18 protein-coding genes are annotated in these 24790 nt (G+C 40.0%); 17 read left to right on the forward strand and 1 reads right to left on the reverse strand.

Translation table 11 applies throughout. The features are described from left to right. Positions 1-9: 9 nt before the first annotated feature. The 13 genes from FXV78_RS12165 to FXV78_RS12225 all read left to right on the forward strand — a co-directional run bounded on the left by FXV78_RS12165 (position 10) and on the right by FXV78_RS12225 (position 18719). The gene (locus FXV78_RS12165; protein WP_004844503.1) at positions 10-3948 is read left to right on the forward strand and encodes a GBS Bsp-like repeat-containing protein; all 3939 of its coding nucleotides are present in this window, start codon (positions 10-12) and stop codon (positions 3946-3948) included. 165 nt (positions 3949-4113) lie between these two features. Next, positions 4114-5190, forward strand: a complete 1077-nt coding sequence (gene rfbB, locus FXV78_RS12170) for a dTDP-glucose 4,6-dehydratase (RefSeq protein ID WP_004844502.1) — start codon at positions 4114-4116, stop codon at positions 5188-5190. Between the two features lie 81 nt (positions 5191-5271). Continuing rightward, on the forward strand, positions 5272-6156 hold the full coding sequence (rfbA, locus tag FXV78_RS12175) for a glucose-1-phosphate thymidylyltransferase RfbA (RefSeq protein WP_004844501.1): 885 nt from the start codon (positions 5272-5274) through the stop codon (positions 6154-6156). Between the two features lie 15 nt (positions 6157-6171). Then, positions 6172-6723 (forward strand): dTDP-4-dehydrorhamnose 3,5-epimerase, encoded by a 552-nt coding sequence (gene rfbC, locus FXV78_RS12180; protein WP_004844500.1) that lies wholly within the window; start codon positions 6172-6174, stop codon positions 6721-6723. Between the two features lie 16 nt (positions 6724-6739). Continuing rightward, positions 6740-7516: an ABC transporter permease gene (locus FXV78_RS12185; protein WP_004844499.1), complete on the forward strand. Its 777-nt coding sequence runs from the start codon at positions 6740-6742 to the stop codon at positions 7514-7516. 9 nt (positions 7517-7525) lie between these two features. Continuing rightward, a complete protein-coding gene (locus FXV78_RS12190; RefSeq protein ID WP_004844498.1) occupies positions 7526-8260 on the forward strand; it encodes an ABC transporter ATP-binding protein in 735 nt (244 codons plus the stop codon). Positions 8261-8275: 15 nt separating this feature from the next. Further along, entirely contained in the window at positions 8276-8884 is a 609-nt protein-coding gene (locus FXV78_RS12195; RefSeq protein WP_004844497.1) for a hypothetical protein, read from the forward strand. A gap of 9 nt (positions 8885-8893) precedes the next feature. Then, positions 8894-11338, forward strand: a complete 2445-nt coding sequence (locus tag FXV78_RS12200; protein ID WP_004844496.1) for a glycosyltransferase family 2 protein — start codon at positions 8894-8896, stop codon at positions 11336-11338. A 135-nt stretch (positions 11339-11473) separates the two neighbouring features. Further along, complete coding sequence (locus tag FXV78_RS12205; RefSeq protein ID WP_009243947.1) at positions 11474-12823, forward strand: DUF6056 family protein; 1350 nt, start codon at positions 11474-11476, stop codon at positions 12821-12823. Positions 12824-12832: 9 nt separating this feature from the next. Further along, positions 12833-14359: a glycosyltransferase family 39 protein gene (locus FXV78_RS12210; RefSeq protein ID WP_004844494.1), complete on the forward strand. Its 1527-nt coding sequence runs from the start codon at positions 12833-12835 to the stop codon at positions 14357-14359. Between the two features lie 79 nt (positions 14360-14438). Further along, positions 14439-15287, forward strand: a complete 849-nt coding sequence (gene rfbD, locus FXV78_RS12215) for a dTDP-4-dehydrorhamnose reductase (protein WP_004844493.1) — start codon at positions 14439-14441, stop codon at positions 15285-15287. A gap of 15 nt (positions 15288-15302) precedes the next feature. Beyond that, positions 15303-15914 carry a GerMN domain-containing protein gene (locus FXV78_RS12220; RefSeq protein ID WP_004844492.1) on the forward strand — a complete coding sequence of 204 codons (612 nt, stop codon included), beginning with the start codon at positions 15303-15305 and terminating at the stop codon, positions 15912-15914. A 99-nt stretch (positions 15915-16013) separates the two neighbouring features. Beyond that, the gene (locus FXV78_RS12225; protein WP_004844491.1) at positions 16014-18719 is read left to right on the forward strand and encodes a glycosyltransferase family 4 protein; all 2706 of its coding nucleotides are present in this window, start codon (positions 16014-16016) and stop codon (positions 18717-18719) included. A 46-nt stretch (positions 18720-18765) separates the two neighbouring features. Here the strand turns inward: FXV78_RS12225 and FXV78_RS12230 are convergent, their stop codons facing one another. Next, the gene (locus FXV78_RS12230) at positions 18766-19746 is read right to left on the reverse strand and encodes a glycosyltransferase family 2 protein (protein ID WP_004844490.1); all 981 of its coding nucleotides are present in this window, start codon (positions 19744-19746) and stop codon (positions 18766-18768) included. A gap of 226 nt (positions 19747-19972) precedes the next feature. On the opposite strand from FXV78_RS12230, the gene FXV78_RS12235 reads away from it, so the two are divergent. Genes FXV78_RS12235 through FXV78_RS12250 form a run of 4 tightly spaced genes read left to right on the forward strand, consistent with a single transcriptional unit; the run spans position 19973 to position 24737 of the window. Beyond that, a complete protein-coding gene (locus FXV78_RS12235) occupies positions 19973-21379 on the forward strand; it encodes an undecaprenyl-phosphate glucose phosphotransferase (protein ID WP_004844489.1) in 1407 nt (468 codons plus the stop codon). A gap of 15 nt (positions 21380-21394) precedes the next feature. Further along, entirely contained in the window at positions 21395-22477 is a 1083-nt protein-coding gene (locus tag FXV78_RS12240) for an LCP family protein (RefSeq protein ID WP_004844488.1), read from the forward strand. A gap of 15 nt (positions 22478-22492) precedes the next feature. After that, complete coding sequence (locus FXV78_RS12245) at positions 22493-23824, forward strand: O-antigen polymerase (RefSeq protein WP_004844487.1); 1332 nt, start codon at positions 22493-22495, stop codon at positions 23822-23824. Further along, positions 23811-24737, forward strand: coding sequence for a glycosyltransferase family 2 protein (locus tag FXV78_RS12250; protein ID WP_004844486.1), 927 nt, complete (start codon positions 23811-23813; stop codon positions 24735-24737). Before FXV78_RS12245 ends, FXV78_RS12250 begins: the two co-directional genes overlap by 14 nt. Positions 24738-24790: the final 53 nt, after the last annotated feature.

A 24790-nucleotide genomic window follows, 5' to 3' on the forward strand; every position in this document is an offset into this window, starting at 1 on the left:
AACAAAAGAATGAAAAAAGTACAGAAAGTACTTACGCTGTTACTGGTGTTTATGATGGTGTTTACTACAGCTGGAATGAATGTGGCGGCAGCTGGGGAGATGGATTCTGTTGCAGGAGAAGCAGATATACAATCACAGGAGCAACAGCAGACTTTAGATGAAACAGACACACAGCAGGAGACAACACAGCAGCCTTTGGAAGGAATTCTGGAGTATGTATATGTGGATGAAGCAGTGGTCAATATGCCACAGACACAGAATATAGCAGTTGGATTTTCGGATGAGAGCCTGGTGCTGGAATCTGCAGTTCTACATTATAGTTCTGTTGTTACAGGTGAACAGTTTGAAATGCCGGCGTCAGCAATTGTGAACAATACAGTTTTGTTTACACAGGATTATCCGGAAGGATCAGCAGAAGATGTGTATCAGCTGGATAGCCTGACATATCAGAGCTCGGGAGTAAGTTCTACGGTAAATCTGCTGGATGAAGAAATTGATGCGGGTTATACAGTTACAGTACAACCGGAAGAGGAGAATTCTTCAGAGGAAGCAGTGCCGGATGTGGCAGTATATTCACTTAGTGAAGACGGAAATGTGATCGAGGCTTCTTCAGATACAGAGAACATTGAGGAAACTGTGGCAGGAGTGCTGGAAGAGGCAGATCCTGTATCACCGCTTGCAAGAGAAGCAAGAGCCAATAAAACGGTGGTGATCTGTGCCGGACATGATGCGACACATACAGGAGCCAGCGGCAATGGACTAAAAGAAGAAGAGCTTACTTTTAAAGTTGCACAGTATTGCAAACAGGCATTGGAGCAGTATCAGGGAGTTACAGTGTATATGGACAGAGATTCTATTTCCTGTAAATATCCGGGACAGAATACAAGCTATTGCCTGAATCAGAGAATCAAAGATGCAGCGGCACTCGGAGCGACCGTATTTGTAGATATTCATTTCAATACAGGAGGGGGAACGGGAGCCGAGGTTTACTATCCAAACAAAAGCTATAATGAAGGAATCCATCAGGAAGGTCAGAATCTGGCAAATAAGATTCTGAGCGAGTTGTCAGCACTTGGATTAAGAAATCGTGGTGCAAAGATTAAAGACGGTACGACTGGAGAGACAGATCCGAATGGAAATAAAGATGACTATTTTACGACAAACTATCTTTCTAAACAGTATGGAATGACAGGGGTGATCGTAGAACACGCATTCTTAGACAGTGCATCTGATGCCGCGAAATTGAAAGATGAGAATTTCTTGAAAAAGCTGGGAGAAGCAGATGCAGCAGGAATTGCAGCAACTTACGGGTTCAGCAAAGGCAATAACGGAAACGAGCAGGCAACTGTGCAGATTAAGAACAAAAATGATTTTAATGGAACTGCACAGATTGAGGTGAGTGGAGTTGGTGCCGGAGCACAAATTGCAGTATGGAGTGATGACAATGGACAGGATGATTTGAAGTGGTATTCTGTATCCGGAAACAGTGGGACAGTAAATTTTGATATCAAAAACCACAAAAAATCAGCAGGGACATATAATGTGCATGTATACAATTCATCATCTACGAAAATCTTGTGTAATACGACATTTCGTGTTTCAAAAGATACATCTGCAAAACTGAAGGTTTCTGCAGTTGATGGAAGACAAGACTTATACCGTGTGAAACTGAGTTTTGCAGATATGCCAGATGAAGTAAGCGGTGTACAGTTTCCGGTTTGGAGTAAAGGTGATCAAAGTGATATCAGATGGATTACAGCTCAGAAAACGTCAAGTGGAGTATGGGAAGCGGATGTAAGTATATCAGGATATCAAATAGGAGATATCTATCAGGTGCATGCCTATGCAAGTCTCACGAATGGCAAACAGGTATTTATTGGAAATTCTACATTTAAAGTGGTGGGACCAAGCGCAGATGTTACAATTAAGAATTATAGTGCTGAAAATGGAACTTTTGATGTAGTTGTCGAAAATATAGTGGCACCGGCAGGGGTCAAAGAAGTACAGGTTCCGGTTTGGAGTCTTAGGGGTCAGAGTGATATTGTTTGGTACAGAGCAGAGAAACAGTCTGATGGAACATATAAAGTAGGAGTAGACATTGCAAACCACAAAAATAATACTGGTACATATAATATTCACATATATATTCTGGGCAATGACGGAAGTCAGACGATGGTTGCTTCTACTACGCAGAAGGTAGAAGCTTCTGCAGTTGAGATTACAGCAAAAGATGAGACCGGAAAAGAAAGCCAGTATGAATTGACAGCAAAGAATGTCAGAAACGCAGATCAGGTAAGGTTTGCGGTGTGGAGTGACGTAAATGGACAGGACGATTTGATTTGGTATGATGCAAAGAAGAAATCATCTACATGGAGTACAGAAATTTCGATTGTAAATCATAAGACAGCAGGTGTTTATAATGTCCATGTATACAGCACAGTTGGGAAAAAGCAGACGTTAATTGGAAATACTACTTTTAAAGTGAGTTCTCCGACAGGAACTCTGGAAGTGAAAAATTACAGCGAGTCAAAAGGAAGTTTTGAAGTAATCTTGAAAAATGTAACTTCAAAATCAGGCGTCAATGCAGTATATATTCCAGTTTGGAGCGAGTCAAATCAGAGTGATATTGTGTGGTATCAGGCAGATAAACAGAGTGATGGCAGCTATAAAGTGATTGTGAAGACAAAGAATCACAATCAGAATACAATATATAATATCCATGCATATGTAACTGCCAAAAACGGTATCATGCAGTTTGTGGACGGTACAAGCAAAGATGTAAGCAAAATGGAGCCCAAAGTAAGTATATCGAATGCAGATGGGAAAGAAAAGAAATACACTGCCACGATAGAAAATGCAAATGCGCTTGGGAAAGTCAGTAGTGTGCAGTTTGCAGTGTGGAGTGATACAAACGGACAGGATGATTTGATCTGGTATCAGGGAACACAGAAAAATGCAGATGCATGGAGTACAGAAATTGAGATTAGTAATCATAAAACTGCTGGCAGCTATAATGTTCATGTATATGGAATGATTGATGGAGTACAGAAGTTTCTTGTTGCAGACACATTTGAAGTTTCAAAACCGAAAGGAACAATAGAAGTAAAAAACTATAATGCTGCAAAAGGAACCTTTGATGTTGTTGTAAAGAATGTATCTTCTAAATCCGGAGTGCAGGAAGTGCAGATTCCGGTTTGGAGCAAAGAAGATCAAAGTGATATTGTCTGGTATTCCGCTGAAAAACAAGGTGATGGAACATATAAAGCAGAAGTGGAACTGTCCAGACACCAGAATAATAAAGGTACATATAATATCCATGTATATATCTTAACAGAAACAAGTATCTATGCATTTGTAGCTGGAACAACATATGAGGTTTCTGGTAATTCATCAGAACAGAATACTGAAAATTTAACTCCGATTATGGGGGAGAGTACTACTACAGTGGAACAGATGATGCGTTATTATGAAAGTACTGGAAATCAGTATCCTGCGGAAGCACTTGGAAAAGGTGGAGCTCCTACGTTGAGAGATTTTTGCCAGATATATTATGACGAGGCGACAGCAGAAGGAGTAAAAGCTGAAGTTGCGTTTGCGCAGGCCATGAAAGAAAGTGCATGGTTGAAATTTGGTGGTATAGTAAAGATTGAACAATTCAATTTTGCGGGACTGGGAGCATTGGATGGCAATTCACAGGGGCAGGCAGCAAGTTTTCCGGACGTTAGAACCGGAATTCGGGCACAGATCCAGCATCTGAAGGCCTATGCTTCTTCTGAAGCTTTAAAAAATGCATGTGTAGATCCAAGATTTAAATATGTTACCCGCAATTCAGCACCTTATGTGGAATGGCTGGGAATTAAAGAAAATCCAAGTGGAACAGGATGGGCAAGCAGCAAAAATTATGGATACCAGATTGTAAATATGATGGATGTATTAAAAAACAAATAAACAGAATTTGAGGAAAGAACCCCTTATGTTTCGATGAATGGAATGTAAGGGGTCTTTTTTATTTTAAAATCGTATTAAGAGTTATTCGGAGTGATGCAATTAAAATTGTTGCATAGATGTTAAAGAAATGTTATAATTCTAAAGAATATATTGGAGGTTAAAATTATGAGAACATATTTAGTAACCGGTGGAGCCGGGTTTATTGGATCAAACTATATTCATTACATGTTTAAAAAGTATGACAACGAAATCCGCATCATCAATGTAGATAAGCTGACATATGCAGGAAATCTTGAGAACCTGAAAGATATAGAAGACAGAGAAAATTACACATTTGTAAAGGCAGATATCTGTGATGCAGATGCGATTAACAAGATTTTTGAAGAGAACGAGATTGACAGAGTAGTACATTTTGCTGCAGAGAGTCATGTTGATCGAAGCATTAAAAATCCGGATGTATTTGTAAAGACAAATGTACTCGGGACACTTGTGATGCTCAATGCGGCAAAAGCAGCATGGGAGCTTCCTGACGGAACATTTAAGGAGGGCAAGAAATTCCTTCATGTTTCTACAGATGAGGTGTATGGATCACTGGAAGAAGAGGGAGAATATTTCTATGAGACAACTCCGTACGATCCGCACAGCCCATACTCTGCAAGTAAAGCATCATCGGATATGCTGGTAAAATCTTATATGGATACGTATAAATTTCCGGCAAATATCACAAACTGTAGCAATAACTATGGCCCGTATCAGTTTCCGGAGAAGTTGATTCCGCTGATCATTAACAATGCTCTGCAGGGCAAGAATCTTCCGGTATACGGAGACGGAAAGAATGTCAGAGACTGGCTGTATGTAGAAGACCATGCAAAAGGAATTGACATGGTTCAGGAAAAAGGAAGACTTTTTGAGACGTATAATATTGGCGGTCATAATGAAAAACAGAATATTCAGATTATCCACATTATTCTGGATACATTACAGGAGATGTTGCCAGAGGGAGATCCAAGAAAAGAACTTGTCAGTGAAAAGCTGATCACATATGTGGAAGATAGAAAAGGACATGACAGACGTTATGCTATTGCGCCGGATAAGATCAAAGAAGAAGTGGGCTGGTATCCGGAAACAATGTTTGAAGACGGTATTCGCTTGACGATCAAATGGTTCTTTGAGAATGAGGAATGGATGAAGAATGTTACAAGCGGTGACTATCAGAAATATTACGAAGAAATGTATAAATAATGCGTTCAAACAGGCAGTATCCTAGGATACTGCTGGTTTGCGTTATGAGGTTGAATCTACGAACAGGAGGAAGATTGAAAGATGAAAGGTATTATTTTAGCAGGGGGATCAGGAACAAGACTTTACCCGTTGACACAGGTAACAAGTAAACAGTTACTTCCAATTTATGACAAGCCGATGATTTATTATCCTCTCAGTATTCTAATGGAAGCAGGAATCCGTGAGATCCTGATTATTTCAACTCCGGATGACACACCGAGATTTGAAGAACTTTTAGGAGATGGAAGCCAGTTTGGAATCCAGCTCAGTTATAAGGTGCAGCCATCACCGGACGGATTGGCGCAGGCATTCTTACTCGGGGAAGAGTTTATTAACGGGGAAAGCTGTGCGATGATCCTGGGAGATAATATTTTCCACGGGCATGGACTGAGCAAACGGCTCAAAGTCGCTGCGGCAAAAGAAGATGGAGCGACAGTATTCGGATATTATGTGGACGATCCGGAGCGTTTTGGTGTGGTTGAATTCGATCAGGATGGAAAGGCAGTTTCACTGGAAGAAAAACCAGAGCATCCAAAATCTAATTATGCAGTGACTGGATTGTATTTTTATGACAATCATGTGGTAGAATATGCCAAACAGATCGAACCAAGTGCCAGAGGAGAGCTGGAGATCACGGATCTGAACAGAATTTATCTGGAAAAAGGGAATCTGGATGTGGCACTGCTTGGGCAGGGATTTACATGGCTGGATACAGGAACACATGAATCACTGGTTGATGCGACAAATTTCGTAAAAACAGTTGAGACACATCAGAATCGTAAAATTGCATGTCTGGAAGAGATTGCATACAATAATGGCTGGATCGATAAAGAAAAACTTGGAAAAGCATGTGAACTTTATCAGAAAAACCAGTATGGACGATATTTGAAAGATGTTCTGGACGGAAAATATATTGATCAGAAATAGAGGAGAATTTTAATCATGGGAAAAATTAAAGTAGAAACTTGCGAAATTGAAGGGTTAAAAGTAATTACTCCAGCTGTATTTGGGGACGAGAGAGGATACTTTATGGAGACTTATAATTACAATGACTATAAAGAAGCCGGAATTGATATGGAATTTGTTCAGGACAATCAATCCAGCTCGAAAAAGGGAGTACTCCGTGGCCTCCATTTCCAGATCAATTATCCGCAGGACAAGCTTGTTCGCGTGGTAAGCGGAGAAGTATTCGATGTTGCTGTAGATTTGAGAAAAGGCTCTAAGACCTATGGACAGTGGTATGGAGTTGTGCTTTCAGCAGAGAATAAAAAGCAGTTCTTTATTCCGAAGGATTTTGCACACGGATTTGTTGTACTGTCAGACTCAGCAGAGTTTGCTTATAAATGTACAGATTTCTATCATCCAAATGATGAGGGCGGTCTGGCATGGAATGACCCGGATATCGGGATTGAATGGCCGATTCCGGAAGATATGGAGCTGACAATTTCTGAAAAAGATCAGAAATGGGGCGGAATCAAAGAATTGAATAAATAGAAGCCGGAGGAAGATTGTGTCAAGTTATATTCAGAATTTTAAAAAATTTCAGCCGCTTTTAGCAGAACTTGTGGCGAGAGATATCAAGATTAAGTATCGGCGGTCTGTATTGGGCGTGCTGTGGACACTGTTGAATCCGCTGTTTATGATGATTATTCTGTCAGTGGTGTTTTCCAGTATTTTTAAATTTGATATTGAAAATTTCCCGCTGTACATTTTGAGCGGTCAGTTAATTTTTAACTTTTTTAATGATGCGACGACAAGTTCCATGACTTCGATCATAGGAAGCGCAGCACTGATCAAAAAGGTATATGTACCTAAATATTTGTTTGTGATTGCCAGAGTGTTCTCTAGTTTTATCAATCTGATGGCATCTTTGGTAGCATTGATTTTGGTCATGGTGGCAATGCGTGCAGAATTGCATTGGACAGTAATCTTCAGTGTGATCCCGTTGGCGATGATTATTTTGTTTTCATTGGGTGTGGGGATGCTGCTCGCAGCTTTGACTGTTAAATTTAGGGATATTATGCATTTATATTCCGTATTTACAACAGGTCTATTGTATTTGACACCGGTTATTTATCCAATGTCAATTCTGCCCGAGTCAGTCCGCACAGTTGTAAATATCAATCCTCTGACGAATATGGTACAGATGTTCCGGGATGTGATGTTTTATAATACTTTACCAACATTTTCAGCAGTTGTACTGGGAGTTGTGGAAGTGGCAGTTGCGCTTATATTGGGAACGTATGTATTTTATAAAAATCAGGATGAGTTTATACTGAATATTTAGGAGAAGTGTATGGAACATGAAACAATTATCAGTGTCGAACATGTCTCGATGAGATTCAGTTTGTCTTCCGAGAAGTTTGACAGTTTTAAGGAATATGTGATAAAGAGTTTGAAAAAGCAGGTTTCTTATGACGAATTCTGGGCGCTAAAGGATGTTTCTTTTGAGGTTAAGCAAGGAGACTCTTTAGGACTTATTGGTCTAAATGGAAGTGGAAAAAGTACGATGCTGAAAACTATTGCAGGAGTGCTAAAGCCGACAAAAGGACAAGTGACAGTCGGAGGAAACATTGCACCATTGATTGAACTGGGAGCCGGATTTGACATGGATCTGACAGCCAGAGAAAATGTGTTTTTAAATGGAGCCCTGCTTGGCTATAATCGTGCACAGATGGAAGCACAGTATGAAGATATCGTAGAGTTTTCGGAATTAAGTGAGTTTATGGATGTTCCCGTCAAGAATTTTTCTTCCGGAATGGTATCCCGCCTGGCATTTGCGATCGCAACAATCGGGATTCCGGATATTCTGATCGTGGATGAAGTGCTGTCTGTTGGAGATTTTCGATTTCAGGAAAAGTGTGAAGCCAGAATCCAGAATATGAAAGATCAGGGAACAACAATTTTATTTGTGTCTCATAGTATCGAACAGGTGAAAAAAATTTGTAATAAGGTAGTATGGCTGGATCATGGGGTGTTGAAGATGTTTGGAGATGCTCAGGAAATATGCAGCATATATGAAAAAGCGTAAAGAGGAATTGTTGAAATGAAAAAATATATAAAAACAGGCATAGGAATTCTGATTATTGTAGTTTTGGCTTTTCTGTATGCGCATATTGATAAAAACTCATATTTATATGACAGAAATGCAGATACGTCAGCATTTATCAGTACAGGAGTGCTTCTGGAAGGAGAAACGATAAGTCAGGAGTTTGTAAGTGAAGAAGATATTCTGGATGGGCTAAATATTAAGTGCTCTGTAACTGGGAATGTAGAAGATGTAGAAGTACAGTATATTCTTCGGGATGCTAAGACAAATAAGAAAGTCGCATCAGGAAGTACGAAAGCAAGCGAAATTAAAAATAATAAATTCAATCGGTTCGATATAGAAACGGTTGAGTCTGCAAAAGGAAAAGAATATCTGTTTGAGATTACAGAGACAGGGGCAGATGCTGCAAATGGCGTAAGCTTTTATGTAGTGCCTCAAAAAGAAGAGGGAGCACAAGTTCTGAGCATTAAAAACAATGAGACGCAGGGAGCGCTTGCGGCCAGATATATCAGCCATCGATTTGATGTGGAGACGTTTGTGGTACTTCTTGGTTTTGTTGCTTTTATTGTGATCTTTATGAAATTATTATACAAGTTATTCAAGTAGGAGAACAGGATGAAAAACGAATTTTATGTGACAGCATATAGATTTCATGTAAAAGATAGAAATACTCTGCTGATACAGGGCTGGTTCGCGGAGAATGAGATGGGGGAGAATCAACTCGTAGCAAGTATTGATGATGAAAAGCTGGTTTATAAAACAGAGCAGCATACAGATGTAGTAGATGCTCATCAATGTGCGGATGGAAAAGCAGAAATTAAGAATAGAATGTATCTCTGGGTAAAATTGCCAAAAGACTGGCGAAATAAAAAATATCTGACGTTGGTTAATCAGTGTCAGAATCAGATGAGAGAAAGTCTGAGGATAAAAATTTCACATCTGGAAAAGTTGGAGAATAAAATAGAACACTGTATTGATGGTGGTACGGTAGGGAATCAAGTATTCCGTGTAACAGGCTGGTTTGTAAGTACAGAGGAAGTGAAAATTACGTTATATGACAGTGAAGACCGTAAGTTGGATAACGTGATAAAGTATAAAAGAAGAAATGATGTAATGCGTCACTATCCAGAATGTACAGAGAAAGAAGTACACGGTTTTACAGCAGAGTGCAGTGGCTCAGTTCCTAAAAAGATTAAAATTGTAATGAAATCAGGAAAGCAGACTGCCAGATCAGAATTGATTTTAAAACCGTCTAAAATAAAAAAAGGAATCCAGAAATTGAAAAAAAGTGGATTCAAAGCATATGTGTACTATCAGCAGTTCGGAATAAAACGGACAATTGACCGGTTTTACACAAAGCTTACACATAAGGACGAAGTTTCTTATAAAAACTGGATGAAGACGCATTTCCCAACTGAGAAAATGCTTGCGGAACAAAGAAAACAGCATTTTACGTATGAACCTAAAATTTCAATCGTAGTTCCATTGTATAAAACACCAGAAAAATATCTGGATGAAATGATAGATTCTATTAAGAAGCAGACTTATGGAAACTGGGAATTGTGTATGTCAGATGGAAGCGGAAAAGATTCTCCGATCAAAGAAAAATTGTGCCAGTATGCAGCTAAAGATGCAAGAATTAAGGTTGTTCACAATGAAAACCAGCTTCATATATCAGACAACACAAATGAAGCATTGAAAATCTGCACAGGGGATTATATTGCGTTCGGAGATCATGATGATTTGCTTGCTCCGGATGCTTTTTATGAGTGTGTTCGTTTGTTGAATCAGGATCAGACAATTGAGGCGATTTATACAGATGAAGATAAAATTTCTATGGATGGAAAAGAACATTTCCAGCCGCATTTTAAGACAGATTTTAACATAGACCTTCTCAGAAGTGTAAATTACATCTGCCACTTGTTTGTGGTAAAGAGAAGTCTTTTTGAAAAAGTTGGTCTGTTAAATCATGAGTATGACGGTGCGCAGGATTATGATTTTGTATTGCGGTGTGCAGAGCAGGCAGTGAATATCCGGCATATTCCGAAGATTTTGTATCACTGGCGTGCGCATAAGGATTCAACAGCGGAGAATCCGGAAAGCAAGAGATATGCTTTTGAAGCAGGAATCCGTGCGATTCAGGCGCATTATGACAGATGTGGAATTGACGCCGAAGTTTCAGCGGAACAGTTAAACGGAATTTACAGAAGTAAGTATCGTCTAAAAGAGCAGCCTCTGGTATCTGTGATCATTCCAAACAAAGACCACACAGAAGATCTGGATAAGTGTATCCGTTCAATTGAAGAAAAAGGAACTTATAAAAACATTGAATATATTGTAATCGAGAACAACAGCGAAAAGAAAGAAACCTTTGCATATTATGAAAAACTTCAGGCAGAAAATCCAAAAGTAAAAGTGGTATTCTGGGAGCGGGAATTTAACTATTCTGCGATTAATAATTACGGAGTAGGATTTGCCAAAGGCGAATATCTTCTGTTTTTAAATAATGATACAGAAATCATCAATCCAGACTGTATTGAAGAACTGCTTGGATATTGCATGCGTGATGATGTGGGAATTGTCGGAGCAAGATTATATTATGAGGACGATACCATTCAGCATGTAGGTGTGATCATAGGACTTGGCGGAGTTGCCGGACATACATTTGTCGGAGAACCAAAAGATTCTCTGGGATATTTTGGAAGAATTGTAACAGCTCAGGATTACAGTGCAGTTACAGCAGCCTGTTTGATGACGAAACGAAAAGTATTTGAGAAAGTCAATGGATTTGAGGAAAAGCTGGCAGTAGCATTCAATGATGTGGATTTTTGCCTGAAAGTCAGAGAAGCAGGATATTTAGTTGTTTATAATCCATATGCAGAATTGCATCATTATGAATCAAAATCCAGAGGATTGGAAGATACAGAAGAAAAAGTACTTCGATTTCAGGGAGAAATCCGGACATTCCAGTACAGATGGAAGGAAATTCTGAATGAAGGGGATCCGTATTATAGTCCGAATCTGACTCTGGATAAAACTGATTTTAGTTTAAGGATCTAAAAAAGAAAGTGTGGGGTGTTGCGAAATGTCATGCAATGCCCCATTTTTTCGCAAAAACAGGAAAAGTCTGGAATATTGAGTAAAAATAGTAAGTGTGATATAATTCATAGGCGAAAAACAAAAAGGAGAAAAATAATGCAAAAGGCGTGGAAAAAGAAAAGTGCGGTCTATGTACCGTTTGTCGTTCTGTTTTTAGTCGAATTATGGATACATAAAGGAATTGTCCCTGATTTTGGAGATGATCTCTGGTTTAAAGAGGTTGCCTGTTCAGAGGGATTTTCATTTCTGACATGGCTTCATCAGCGCTATATGGAATGGTCCTCCCGTACAGCGATAGAATTGCTTCTTATGATTACAGTAAGAGCGCCGTTATATTTCTGGAGAATCGTGGATTCCGCTCTGATCACCTGTGTGGCAATATTTTTATCTAAAATGGCAATTCAAAAGACAGAAGACAGTATTTATATTAATACAATCACCAGTATGCTCGTAGTGACTATTACGTATACGATCTTGAATTCTGCAGGTTGGATTGCAACGACTGTAAACTATATGTGGCCGCTCAGTTTTGGAATTATGGGGCTGTATCCGTTGAGGAAATTTTTAGAGCATGAAAAAATCAATGGCTTTGAAATGATTTTTTACAGTGCCTGTCTGCTGATCGGAGCAAACGCAGAACAGATGTCAGTCGTTATATTGATGGCATATGTGATATTTGATCTCTATTGCTGGTTTAGTACTAAAAAAATCTATAAATACGCAGCCATACAGACCGGATTGAGTGTGCTGTCTTTAATCTATATTATACTGAGCCCTGGAAATGTCATACGGAAAGAGAAAGAAATTGAAGCATGGTTTCCAGTGTTTGCAGATATGTCACTGTTCAATAAAGTGGATTTAGGGATCAGTGCGGTGATCAAGGAGATTTTCCTGCAGGATAATGTATTCTTTTTTATGATGCTGTTTACACTGATGGTTTTAATCTGGCAGAAATATAAAAAATGGCAGTATCGTGTGTTAGGTGCGATTCCGGCATTTTTTCTGTTATCACTTAGTAAAATGCATGGATATCGTGGTGATGAGAGATTACCTTTTAGCTTAGTACAGGAGATGGGAATTTTTGTTGGAGACAGAGTTTATAATTACAAAACATATATTGTAGTAGGAAGTATTATTGGCGTGTGTTGCTTGATTCTGATTTTGTTTTATTTGTTTGGAAAAAATACATGGACAACGTGGATTCTGATCGGAACATTTGTTATGGGACTGGCAACAAAGGCTGTTATGGGATTTTCGCCGACAGTATGGGCGTCTGGATACAGAACCGGATGGATCATGAATTTTGCTTTTCTTTTCTGTACTGTGTTTATGCTGAGAGAGTGGGATTTCAAAAATAAAAACGCAACCTGCCTTCTTATGGGGATTACGGCAGTATGTGGTGTTTCAGGCATGATTATCAATTACTATTCGTGTATGAGTATATAGGAGGCACACATGAGAAAAATAATCGATAGCGTATTCCGAAATATTGTAGTTTGGTTTTCACTGATTCTGGTCAGCTTTCTTGCGGTTGTAAGTTTTCTGTTTACCAGTGTTTTTGAATGGGATGAGAGCAATCAATATCTTCCGGAAGTTATTCATTATAAAAGTGATATTTTTATAATTACCTTGGCAGTATGTGTTTTTATTATATTTTTACTATATCGAACGAAATATTTAGAACGCATTTCACTTATCAGTATGAAAATTTTTTTGATCATAAGTGTGCTGGTATTATCACTTGGATGGATTTTTCTGACTCGTCCGGTTCCGGTTGCAGATGATATGATGGTTTCCAACGCCGCAGTGCAGTTTTTGAATAATGATTATTCGATGCTCCAGAAAGGCGGATATGTATATCAGTATGTACATCAGTTGGGGATTATCTGGCTGTTGGAACAGATATATCGGCTTTTTGGAGCAGGAAATTATCTGGTTTATCAGATGTTAAACGTATTGACATTGTGTGTTGTATATGGATGTTTGTTGAAGTTGTCAAAAAAAATTTTCAAAACAGAGACGGCAGAGCGAATTACAGTGGTTATATTGTTTATGTTTTGTGTTCCGATTTTTTATACAACATTTGTATATGGAAATCTGATAGGGCTGGCACTTTCTCTTCTTGGGTTTGTATTCCTTTTGGAACATTTTGAAAATCGAAAACTCAGATATGCAGTGGCGTTTGTAGTATGCGCTGTACTGGCGGTATTAGTGAAAAGCAATTATCAGGTGGCAATGATTGCTATGGCAGCAGTACTGTTCGTAGACTGCATGAAATCAAAAAAAGGATGGAATTTACTCTGTATTGTGTTAATGTTCAGTCTAAGCTTTGGAGCACAGGCAGGATTGGAAAAATATTATTCCGCACGTTCAGGGATAGAGTTGGAGAAAGGAGCATCCAAATTGCTCTGGATCGCAATGGGAATGCAAAAAGGTCCTCTTGCAGAAGGCTGGTATGACGTGTCTTTGATCGATATGATGAATGAGGCGAGTGAAACAGGGAAAACAGAGGGAGAAGTAGCATTAAACCATATTCAAGAATCTCTGAAAGGATTTAGTGAAAATAAAAAAGTAGCAGTTGAGTTTTATTATCACAAGATTGTTTCACAATGGAATGAACCGAGTTTTGAGGCATTGTGGATTAGCAATCATCAGCCGGATCAGCATCCAGATGGGATTTCAAAAATTGCAGCCTCTTTTTATTATGGAAGAACAGGAAAAATTCTTTATAAATGGTTTGATGTGATTCACTTTTTGATTTTGAGTATGGCAGGAATTGGAATATGGAAGAGAAGGAAGCAGATGGAATTAGGAGAATTATTATTATTGACAACAGTTCTTGGTGGATTTTTCTTTCATATATTGTGGGAAGCAAAATCACAGTATATTTGGACATACTTTATTTTGTTGATTCCGACGGCTGCAGGAGGAATTCGAGAAGTTGGTATATGGCTAGATGCAAGAGGGAGAAAACACAGTTAATGCTGGACAGTATGCATTGAATGATGTATCTTATAAGGAAAAGAACAGAAAATAGATAGACTGCGAAGGAGGACAATCTATGAGAGCGTTAGTAACAGGAGTAAAAGGTCAGCTTGGACATGATGTCATGAACGAGCTTGCAAAGAGAGGATATGAAGGTGTTGGTGTAGATGTTGAAGAGATGGACATCACAGATGCAGCAGCAGTAGATTCTGTCATTCGTGAGGCAAAGGTAGACAGCGTTGTTCACTGTGCAGCATGGACGGCAGTAGATGCAGCGGAAGACAATGAAGAAATGTGCAGAAAAGTCAATGCTGAAGGTACTGAGAATATTGCAAAAGTATGTAAGGCACTTGATATCCCGATGATCTATATCAGTACAGATTACGTGTTCGAGGGAGAAGGAACACGTCCGTGGGAGCCGGATGATAACGTAACACAGCCACTGAATATTTACGGACAGACCAAATATGAGGGAGAACAGGCTGTGGAACGTCTCTTGGACAAATATTATATTGTTCGTATCGCGTGGGTCTTTGGTGTGAATGGAAAGAATTTTATCAAGACCATGCTGAATCTGGGAGAGACACATGATACTCTGACAGTTGTGGATGATCAGGTAGGAACTCCGACGTATACTTATGATCTTGCCAGACTGCTTGTGGATATGCTGGAAAAAGATGCTTATGGAAAATATCACGTGACAAATGAAGGGGGATATATCACCTGGTATGAATTTGCAAAAGAGATTTTTGCGCAGGCAGGAATGGATGTCAATGTAGTTCCGGTGACAAGCGACAAATTTCCGGCAAAGGCAAAACGCCCTCACAACAGCAGAATGGACAAATCTAAACTGAAGAAAAACGGCTTCACGCCGCTTCCGACCTGGCAGGATGCCTTGAAAAGATATCTGTCAGAAATACGTTAAGGGGGGAATGGGAGTATGAAGAAAAAATATGTATTGGGAATTTTGACAGTGGTTGTGCTGATGTTTGGAATTACAGCCTGTGGAAAAACAACAGAATCAACTCCGGAACAAAATGCAACACAGGAAGAGCAGAAAGAGGATCAGGACAATGACACATCTGATCAGGATGTCAATCAGGACGGACAGAATGAACAAGACCAGACACAGCAGGAGCAGACAGAAAACACACAGGATGCAAATAATCTGGGAGCAGGAACAATTACTGTGTATGCCCAGAACAAGGATGTATCCGGCTTTGATAAAAAAGAGGTTTCACTTGAGGCAATCACACCGGAAACTGTCCTTTCTCAGTTGGCAGCAGCCGGAGTTCTTCCATCGGATACCACAGTTCTAAGTTTTACAAAGAAAGAAAAGGATGGAGAACAGGTCATTGATCTGGATCTCTCCGAAAAGTTTGGAACTTACATTAAAGAGATGGGATCTTCCGCAGAATATCTGGTGATTGGAAGCATCTGCAACACGTATTTGGATGTTTACCATTGTGCAAAAATTCACATTACAGTAAACGGAGAAATGCTTGCCACAGGACACGCGGAGTATCCGGGTTATATGACAAGATTTTCTTAAACAACAAAAGATAAAAGGCAGGATTTAAGGAATCTTGTCTTTTTTTTCTACAGAAGAATATGGTACAATAAGAAAAAATCAGCGGGGAGGTACAGGGGGATGAAAAGAGATGGAATAAGTATAGAAAACGAAGCATGCAGATCCTATGTAAACATGGAGCAGACCGGCAATATGTGGGAGTTACAGGAACAGGATCCACAGCTTCATGTTTATTTTACGGAATCAGTGATGGGCGTTCGTTTATCCTTTTTTCTTTGTATTGAAGGAATAGAAGCTTTGAATGCTGTGCTGTATTATAAAGGAAAAGGCGAGGTATTTAGTGAAAAACAAGCATACCACTTTCCACTATATTTGAATAGGCATATAGAGAAAGAAATCTATTTTCCTTATCCGGCAGAGGCAGTTCGATTGGACTTATCAGATCAAAATGTTGTTGTGAAAATAGAAAAATTGGAAATTGCTTCAGCATCTTCTGAAAATGCTCTGAATGCATTAAAAGAAAATATGGGACAACTTGGCAGAAAAGAAAAGATAGCAGTATTGACTCATGATATGAGTAATACAGGAGCACCGCTTTTGGCATATCATATTGCGGAAAAGCTGAAAGAAAATGGTCGAGATGTTGTGGTATTGGCTGCGAATCATGGGGATGGATTTTTAGAAGAAAAGTATGCAGAAAAAGAGATTCCTATATTCTATTTGCATGATAATGCGAGAAATCAGATATCAGTCGGCTGGTGTGGTACAAAAGGAGAGTCAAAAAACTGGGAGGCCGAAGAATATCTGGAGCATTTAATGCAGCTTTTGAGAGAAGAGGGATTTTGTCGAGTGATTACGAATACTGTTGTGTCAGGGAAGTATGTTCCTCTTTTAAAACAGTATGGATTTTTTATTGTTTCTTTGATACATGAGATGAAGACAACGATAGAGTTGTATGGATTTCTATCTCCAGGTGAGTCGATTGCATATTACTCTGACTACATTGTATTTCCCGATTATAGTGTACAGAAGGGATTTGAGACTCTTTTTCCAGTGATCAGGGGGAAATGTTCGATTCGGCCTCAGGGTGTGTATATGCAGGTTGACGAAGAGGGGGATTCAAGGTTCTCATTTGAAGAATATGGTTTTTCATTGGATCAAAAAATTGTCATGTGCTCAGGAACGTGTGAATTGAGGAAGGGAACAGATTTATTTGTATCAGCAGCACAGATTCTTTCTCGAAAAGAAAAAACAGAGGAAGTCCACTTTGTATGGACAGGAAAATTTTCGGATCCGATTTTGGAAGGATGGATTTATAATCAGATTCGTCAATCGAACCTAGAAGGAAAAGTTCATTTTATTCCGTTTATTAAAGATAAACAAAAATATCATGAATTGTTGAGACATGCAGATGTATTCTGGCTTACATCAAGAGAGGATCCATTTCCATCGGTGGTATTGGAGGCAATGAAGTATGAAATTCCGGTAGTAGCATTTAAGAATTCTGGTGGGGTCAATACAATGCTGGACGAAGGCAGAGGAAATTTGATTTCTGAGTTTGATGTTGAGGAAATGGCGAAAGTGACAAAACAGCTTTTGAGCGAGAGACGGGAAGAAGTGTTGACGGGTGCAAAAGCATGGATAGAAGATAAACTGAAGTTTGATGACTATATAAGATATCTGGAACAGCTTTTCCAAAATAAAGTGCAGATAGTCCCAGAGATCGATTTATATGAAATAATAACTCCAAAGCTACATGAATATTTTCAAGGAGAAGTATCCAGTCAAATCGAAAAAGAACGGATTCATCAAATTCAAATAATGAAAGATTCAAAAAAATTCAAATTTTCTGATGATAAAATAGTATTTTTTGATATAGCAGACAGGACAAATTATTTTGAAGATAAAATGGTGATGAAAGAAAGTGGAGAGATATGTAGAGATTTATTTTTGGACAGACCGCTTATTTGTGTGCCACCATATTATTGTAAAAAAAGTGCAGGAGAACTAACTGGGAGCAGAAAAATTTTATGTGGTGCAAATGTGCTTTCAAAACAGATGGAAAAATCAGGACAGCTTTTGCTTTTAGAACAATTGATGGAATATCAGGGAATTTATCTTATGGGAGCAGGTGTGTGTGATTTTACAGAAGGTGATCAGATTAGTGATTATACACAGAATGTACTTCACTTTCTGTTATCTTCCAAAGGAGTTCATGCAGTTCGTGATGAGAAGACAAGATATTTTCTGGAGCAGATAGGAATTCATAATGTGATACGGACGGGATGTCCGTCTTTATGGAGTCTGACAGCACAGAGATGCAAAAAAATCCCTAAAGAAAAAGGAAAAGAAGTGTTAGTAGTCTTGGAAGAGAAAAAAGATTGCAGGGAAGAAGACAGCAGAATGTTGAATATGTTAAGGGAAGAGTACGAAACAGTGTATATCTGGATCAAAGATAGGAAAAATCTGGATTATCTCCAAAAATTAGGGGATTTAAATAAATATAAATTACTTCCGGGCTCAATATCAACATTGAAAAAAATATTTTGTGAGACGGCAGAACTTGACTATATAGGAACAAACATACAGATTGGGATTCAAAGTCTTACCATGCTAAAGAGAAGTCTGATCCTTTCAGATACAGACTATGCACAGGCGTTGCGTGAAGAAATGCATTTGCCTGTATTAGGACGTAGTATGCAAAAAGAGGTAGAAGCATGGATTACAGCCCCATATGAAACCCGTGTTCTTCTCCCGGAAGAAAATATTAAGTATTGGAAATCACAATTTGTAAGAAAATTTGCCAGATGGTATAAGAAAAGATAAACAGGAAGGAAAGAGATGACAGAAGTCTCTTTCCTTCCTGTGTTTTCTATTTATGCAATAATTTTCTTTTCAGCCAGTCGGCCGCATAACCGAATGTGTGGCGTATCAGGGCAAATTCGATCCGGATATAGCTGCCTAGATGCTCCATCCGAAACGGAACCTTGCGGCATTTGGACAGACCATGGATTCCTTCTTTGATTCCGTTTTTGTAATCTGTTCCAAATCCGATTTTGCAGAAAAATAAATATTTCACCAGATATCCCAAAAGTAATGGGATGAAATTCAGGATCAGCTGCAAAAGCGGCATATTTTTGTAATTCAGCCAGACACTGTTGCGGGCGGATAGTTTCACTTTAAAAGTGTTATATTTGGAACCGCTCGTTCCGCTTCCGACGTGGTACACAAGAGCGGAAGCGCAGAACCGGTTTTTATAGCCGTAGATCATGGCACGGTAACCAACATCGATATCTTCCAGATAGGCAAAATGGCTTTCGTCAAAGAAGCCGATTTTATCAAACACGCTTCGTCTGTAGATAGCAGCTCCGGCACAGGCCGTAAATACCGTATCATCTTCGGTGTAATTCGAAACCGGTCGTCCGGCTCCCCGGCATACCCCCCAGCCCATCAAGGTATAGAGATCTCCTGCGCTGTCGATCAGATCGGGGTGATACATCTGGATCATCTTGCTGCTCACAGAAAAAATCCGGTCAGAGACCTCGATCGCCCGGATCATCTCTTCGACATAGCGAGAATCCACGGTTGTATCATTGTTTAAAAGAATGACGTACGGGGTATCTGCGTGACGTATCCCTTCATTGACCGCACGGCTGAATCCATAGTTAGAATCCAGGGCCAGCACTTCGATATCAGGGTAAGTCTGTTCCATATATTCCAGACTTCCGTCCGTGGAGGCATTGTCCACGATCAGGATCTTGAAATCCCGGCAAGTCTGTTCATTTAAAGAAGCCAGACAGGGCTCCATAAAATGTTTTCCGTTATAATTGGGAATAATGATAGTAACTTTCATGTGCTCCTCATTTCTATTACTGCTGTAATTTATTTCGCGAATGTATTATATCAAATTCGGTTCTGTTTTTCTATACAAACATATGTTTATTAAAAATTACGAAAATATTACGGAAAAATGAATAAAATACTGTTAAAATCAAGTTTGTGCTTGTCCATTGAAATAAAGTATTGTATTATATCATAGATAATGTGTTTTTATAAGTAAGATAACGGAAGGTCGTATTATGATAAAAGAAAATCAGAAATTATTAAACCGCATTCAGGTTGTGCTGGATGCAGGAGTGATCATTGTAGCATATGTGCTGTCCTGGTATATCCGTTTTCGGAGCGGATTATTTGACCTGGATCCATGGTATCTGTCACTGAGAGAGTATATGAAGGTACTGTTCTTTCTGGTGCCGTCCTATTTGATCCTGTATTACGCATTTCAGCTCTACACGCCGAAGCGGGTACAGGGAAGAAGGCTGGAAGCCTGGCATGTAGTACAGGCGAATGTGATCGGCCTGATGGGTGTGACCATGGTATTTTTCCTTGCAAAGCTTTCAGACAGATATTCCAGATGGGTAGTATTTATTTTCTGCTTTGTCAATATTACCATGGAAGTATTCGCCAGAAATATGGTGAGGATGGTTTTGCGCAAGGCGAGAAAGAACGGATATAATCAGAAACATATGATTCTGGTTGGCTACAGCCGCGCGGCAGAGCAGTATATTGACCGGATTCTTGCAAACCCGGAGTGGGGATATGCCGTGCGGGGAATTCTGGATGACCACCAGCCGAGAGGAATGGAGTATAAAGGGATCAAGGTGATCGGGAGTATCGACAATCTGCTGGTCATTCTTCCGCAGAATCAGATCGATGAGATTGCGATCACACTGGGACTGGATGAGTATCACAAGCTGGAATATATTGTAAATATGTGTGAAAAATCAGGTGTGCATACAAAGTTTATTCCGGATTATAACAATATCATTCCGACAAAACCATATACAGAAGATATCCAGGGACTTCCAGTGATCAACATCCGTCATGTACCGCTTAATAATGCTTTGAATAAGTTTGTGAAGCGCGCAGTAGACATTTTTGGTGCGATCGTTGCGATCATTCTTTTTTCACCTGTGATGCTGGTTGTATCTGTGCTGATCAAGTTGACTGCACCGGGACCGCTGATTTTTAAACAGGAGCGGATCGGGCTGCAGAACAAGCCGTTCTACATGTATAAGTTCCGTTCCATGATCGTACAGAAAGAGAGCGAAGAGAAGAAGGGCTGGACGACAAAAGATGATCCGAGAGTGACTCCGGTAGGAAAATTTATCCGGAAGACCAGCATTGATGAGCTTCCACAGCTATTCAATGTGCTCAAAGGAGATATGAGCCTGGTTGGTCCGAGGCCGGAGAGACCACTGTTTGTAGAAAAGTTTAAGGAGGAAATCCCAAGATATATGATCAAGCATCAGGTGCGTCCGGGACTGACCGGATGGGCACAGGTGAATGGCTATCGTGGAGATACTTCGATCCGGAAGCGGATTGAGTGTGACCTGTATTATATTGAAAACTGGACGTTGGGACTGGATTTTAAGATTATCCTGCTGACGTTTCTGAAAGGCTTTATCAACAAAAACGCATACTAAGACGGAGGCGGATCTATGTTTCGCAGAAGAGAGCGAATATCGCTGCAGCAGAGAAAACGATTGAATAAAAAAAGACAAAGGCGGGGAATCCTGTTTTTGGTCCTGGAATTTCTGATACTTGCGGTTCTTGTTTTGGCGGCATTTATGATGTACAAGCTGGATCATCTCAACCATAATACACTGGATGAGAGCAGCCTGGAACTACATGAGACACCGAAGGGATACACGAATGTGGCATTGTTCGGGTTGGATTCCAGAGACGGAGAGCTAAGTGGCGGCGTGAGAAGTGACAGTATTATGATTGTCAGCATCAACAATAAGACCGGAGATGTAAAGATCATTTCCGTATATCGGGATACGCTGCTAAAGCAGCAGGATGGTTCTTATGAGAAAGCAAATGCGGCGTATTCCTTTGGAGGTCCGCAGGAGGCAGTGGCAATGCTCAACCGGAACCTGGATCTGGATATTACAAAATATGCTTCTGTAAATTTCAATTCGCTTGCAGATATCATAGATATCCTGGGTGGGGTGGAAGTAGAGCTGACCAGTGAGGAAATATTCTGGCTGAATGGATATACGGCAGAAACCTCACAGGTGGTAGGACGGCAGACACATACCCTGGATGAGAATTCTCCGGGAGTTCACAATCTGGATGGAATACAGGCAGTTTCCTATACCAGGATCCGTTATACAGCCGGAGATGACTTTAAGCGTGCAGAGCGCCAGAGAATCATATTGCAGAAGATGATTCAGAAGCTGAAGACAGCAGGACCGGTAAAATGGAATAAGATTCTGGATCAGGTACTGCCGGAAATATCAACGAATATGACGACACCGGATATCATGAAACTGGGACTGAATATATTCCGATACAAAATTGGAGAGACAAAAGGCTTTCCGTTTGATATTACGACCAGTGAAAATGTCATTGGACTGGAAGGCTCTTATGCGGTTGCGATCGGACATGCGGACAATGTAAGACAGCTCCATGAGCAGCTTTTTGGAGAGACTGGATACCAGCCTTCGGACGAAGTACAGCAGATCAGTCAGGATGTGGCTTATCTGACGGGGGTTTATCCGGAAAATTATGCACAGTAGCGAAAGAGGAAAAGAATGTTACGAAAAATGATCGCAGACAGAAAAATCGAATATAGTTCTTATACTTTAGTTTATGCGGCAGCGGTATTGGCTGCAAAGGCACATCTGGATTATGTGACTGCAGTACTTCTGATGGCAGAGGCAATGTTTTTGTTTATATGGAATTTTAGAAAGACAAAAAATCTTGTGGATATGCGGGGGCTTTTTACGCTGGCATGGGTAGGCGGAGAAGGCATCGCATGCCTGAAGCTCAGCAGGCTGCAGAGTGACTGGAGCAATGTGACATGGCTGACCTTTTTTCTGATCTATGTGTGTTTCAATCTGGGATATGATCTCTGGCTTGGCCGTTTTTCGAAAGAACAGAGGCAGGAAGTAAAAAGAGATGAGATCTCGGCAAAGCGGATTCTGATCTGCATCTTCGGACTGATGGCAGCTTCCATTGCATGTTTTACGTTGGAGGCAGTGGTGGTAGGTTATATTCCATTGTTCAATTCAGCGCCTCATGCATATTCTTATTTTCATATTTCGGGAGTGCACTATTTTACAATCAGCTGCATTTTGATTCCGGCACTGACTGTATTGTATACCAAGGTTACAGAAAAAATTTCGGTCAGGACATGGATACTTTTAATTGCAGGAAACCTGACGGCAGTGGCGATTCCTATTTTATGTGTCTCCAGATTTCAGCTGTTGTTTGCGGTTGGCTTTGCGGCAGTGATGTATCTGATGTTGTATAAAAAAATCACATGGAAGATGATCGTCACAGGTTTATTGATCATGATTCCAGTGTATGTACTTCTGACAGTTGCAAGACGGCATAATGTGACTTATTTAAATGGAATTTTTGAGATGAAAAATTCCAAAATGCCGATTTTTATTACACAGCCTTATATTTATGTAGCCAATAATTTTGAGAATTTTAACTGTATGGTAGAGCAGTTGACAGCGCACACATGGGGACTGCAGATGCTGTTTCCGTTTTTTGCACTGACGGGATTGAAATTTGTATTTCCACAGCTGGTGACAATTCCGGATTTTGTCACAAAAACAGAGCTTACGACGTTAACGATGTTTTATGATGCCTACTATGATTTTGGAATCATCGGAACCGCTTTGTTTGCGTTTATAATCGGTCTGACTGCAGCAGCAGTTTCAATTCCGGTGCGTCAGAAGAAAAATCCGATGACGTATATGTTTTATGGACAGATTGCGATTTATCTGGGGCTTGCCTTTTTTACGACCTGGTTCAGTAATCCGACGACCTGGTTCTGGCTGGCACTGACTTTGATGATGTACTGGTTTGTCGGATATCGCAGGAAAGGAAAAGGTTCACATGGAAGGAAATAGAACAGTGGATGTGCTGATCCCTACGTATAAGCCGGATCAGAGATGCGTACAGCTGGTAAAACGTCTGTTAAGCCAGAGTGTTCAGGTCAATCGGATCTATCTGATCGATACAGAGAGCGGGATCTTTCCAAAAGAGTTGTATACGATTTCTGACAGAGTCAAGATCCACCGGATTCTGCCGGAAGAGTTTGATCACGGTGGTACGAGAAATCTGGGAGCTGAGATGTCAGATGCGGAGATTCTTGTCTACATGACCCAGGATGCTATGCCGGCGGATCAATTTCTGATCGAGCGTCTGCTTTACGGATTTTCGTATGAAAACGTAGCAGCAGTTTATGCAAGACAGCTGCCGGCAGCGGATTGTCAGTTTATTGAGCGCTATACAAGAGAATTTAATTATCCGAAAACCAGCAGATTGAAATCCAAAGAAGATCTTTCCAAACTGGGAATCAAAACCTATTTCTGCTCTAATGTCTGTGCAGCATACCAAAAGGATGTATACGAAAGGCTTGGAGGATTTGTACGAAAAACGATTTTCAATGAAGACATGATCCTGGCAGGCAGGATGATTCAGGCGGGATGGAAGATTTATTATGCGGCAGATGCAAAAGTGATCCATTCTCACAATTATAACTGCAGACAGCAGTTTCACCGGAATTTTGACCTGGCGGTCTCACAGGCAGATCATCCGGAGATTTTTGAAGGAGTACCTTCTGAAGGAGAAGGGATACGTCTGGTGAAGGATACAGCAAAATATCTGTTGAAGTCGGGCAGACCATGGCTTCTGGTATCTCTTGTATGCAAGAGCGGGTGGAAGTACATAGGATATAAACTGGGGAAAAATTATAAGAAACTGCCCCGGTGGCTGATTTTGAAATGTACGATGAATCCACGATACTGGAGAGAAACTTGAAATTCACAGTTTTTTCATTGATGTTTGAAGGAAAATATTGTATGATGTTAAAG

The organism is Mediterraneibacter gnavus ATCC 29149 (assembly GCF_008121495.1).
GTDB classification, from domain to species: Bacteria; Bacillota; Clostridia; order Lachnospirales; family Lachnospiraceae; genus Mediterraneibacter; species Mediterraneibacter gnavus.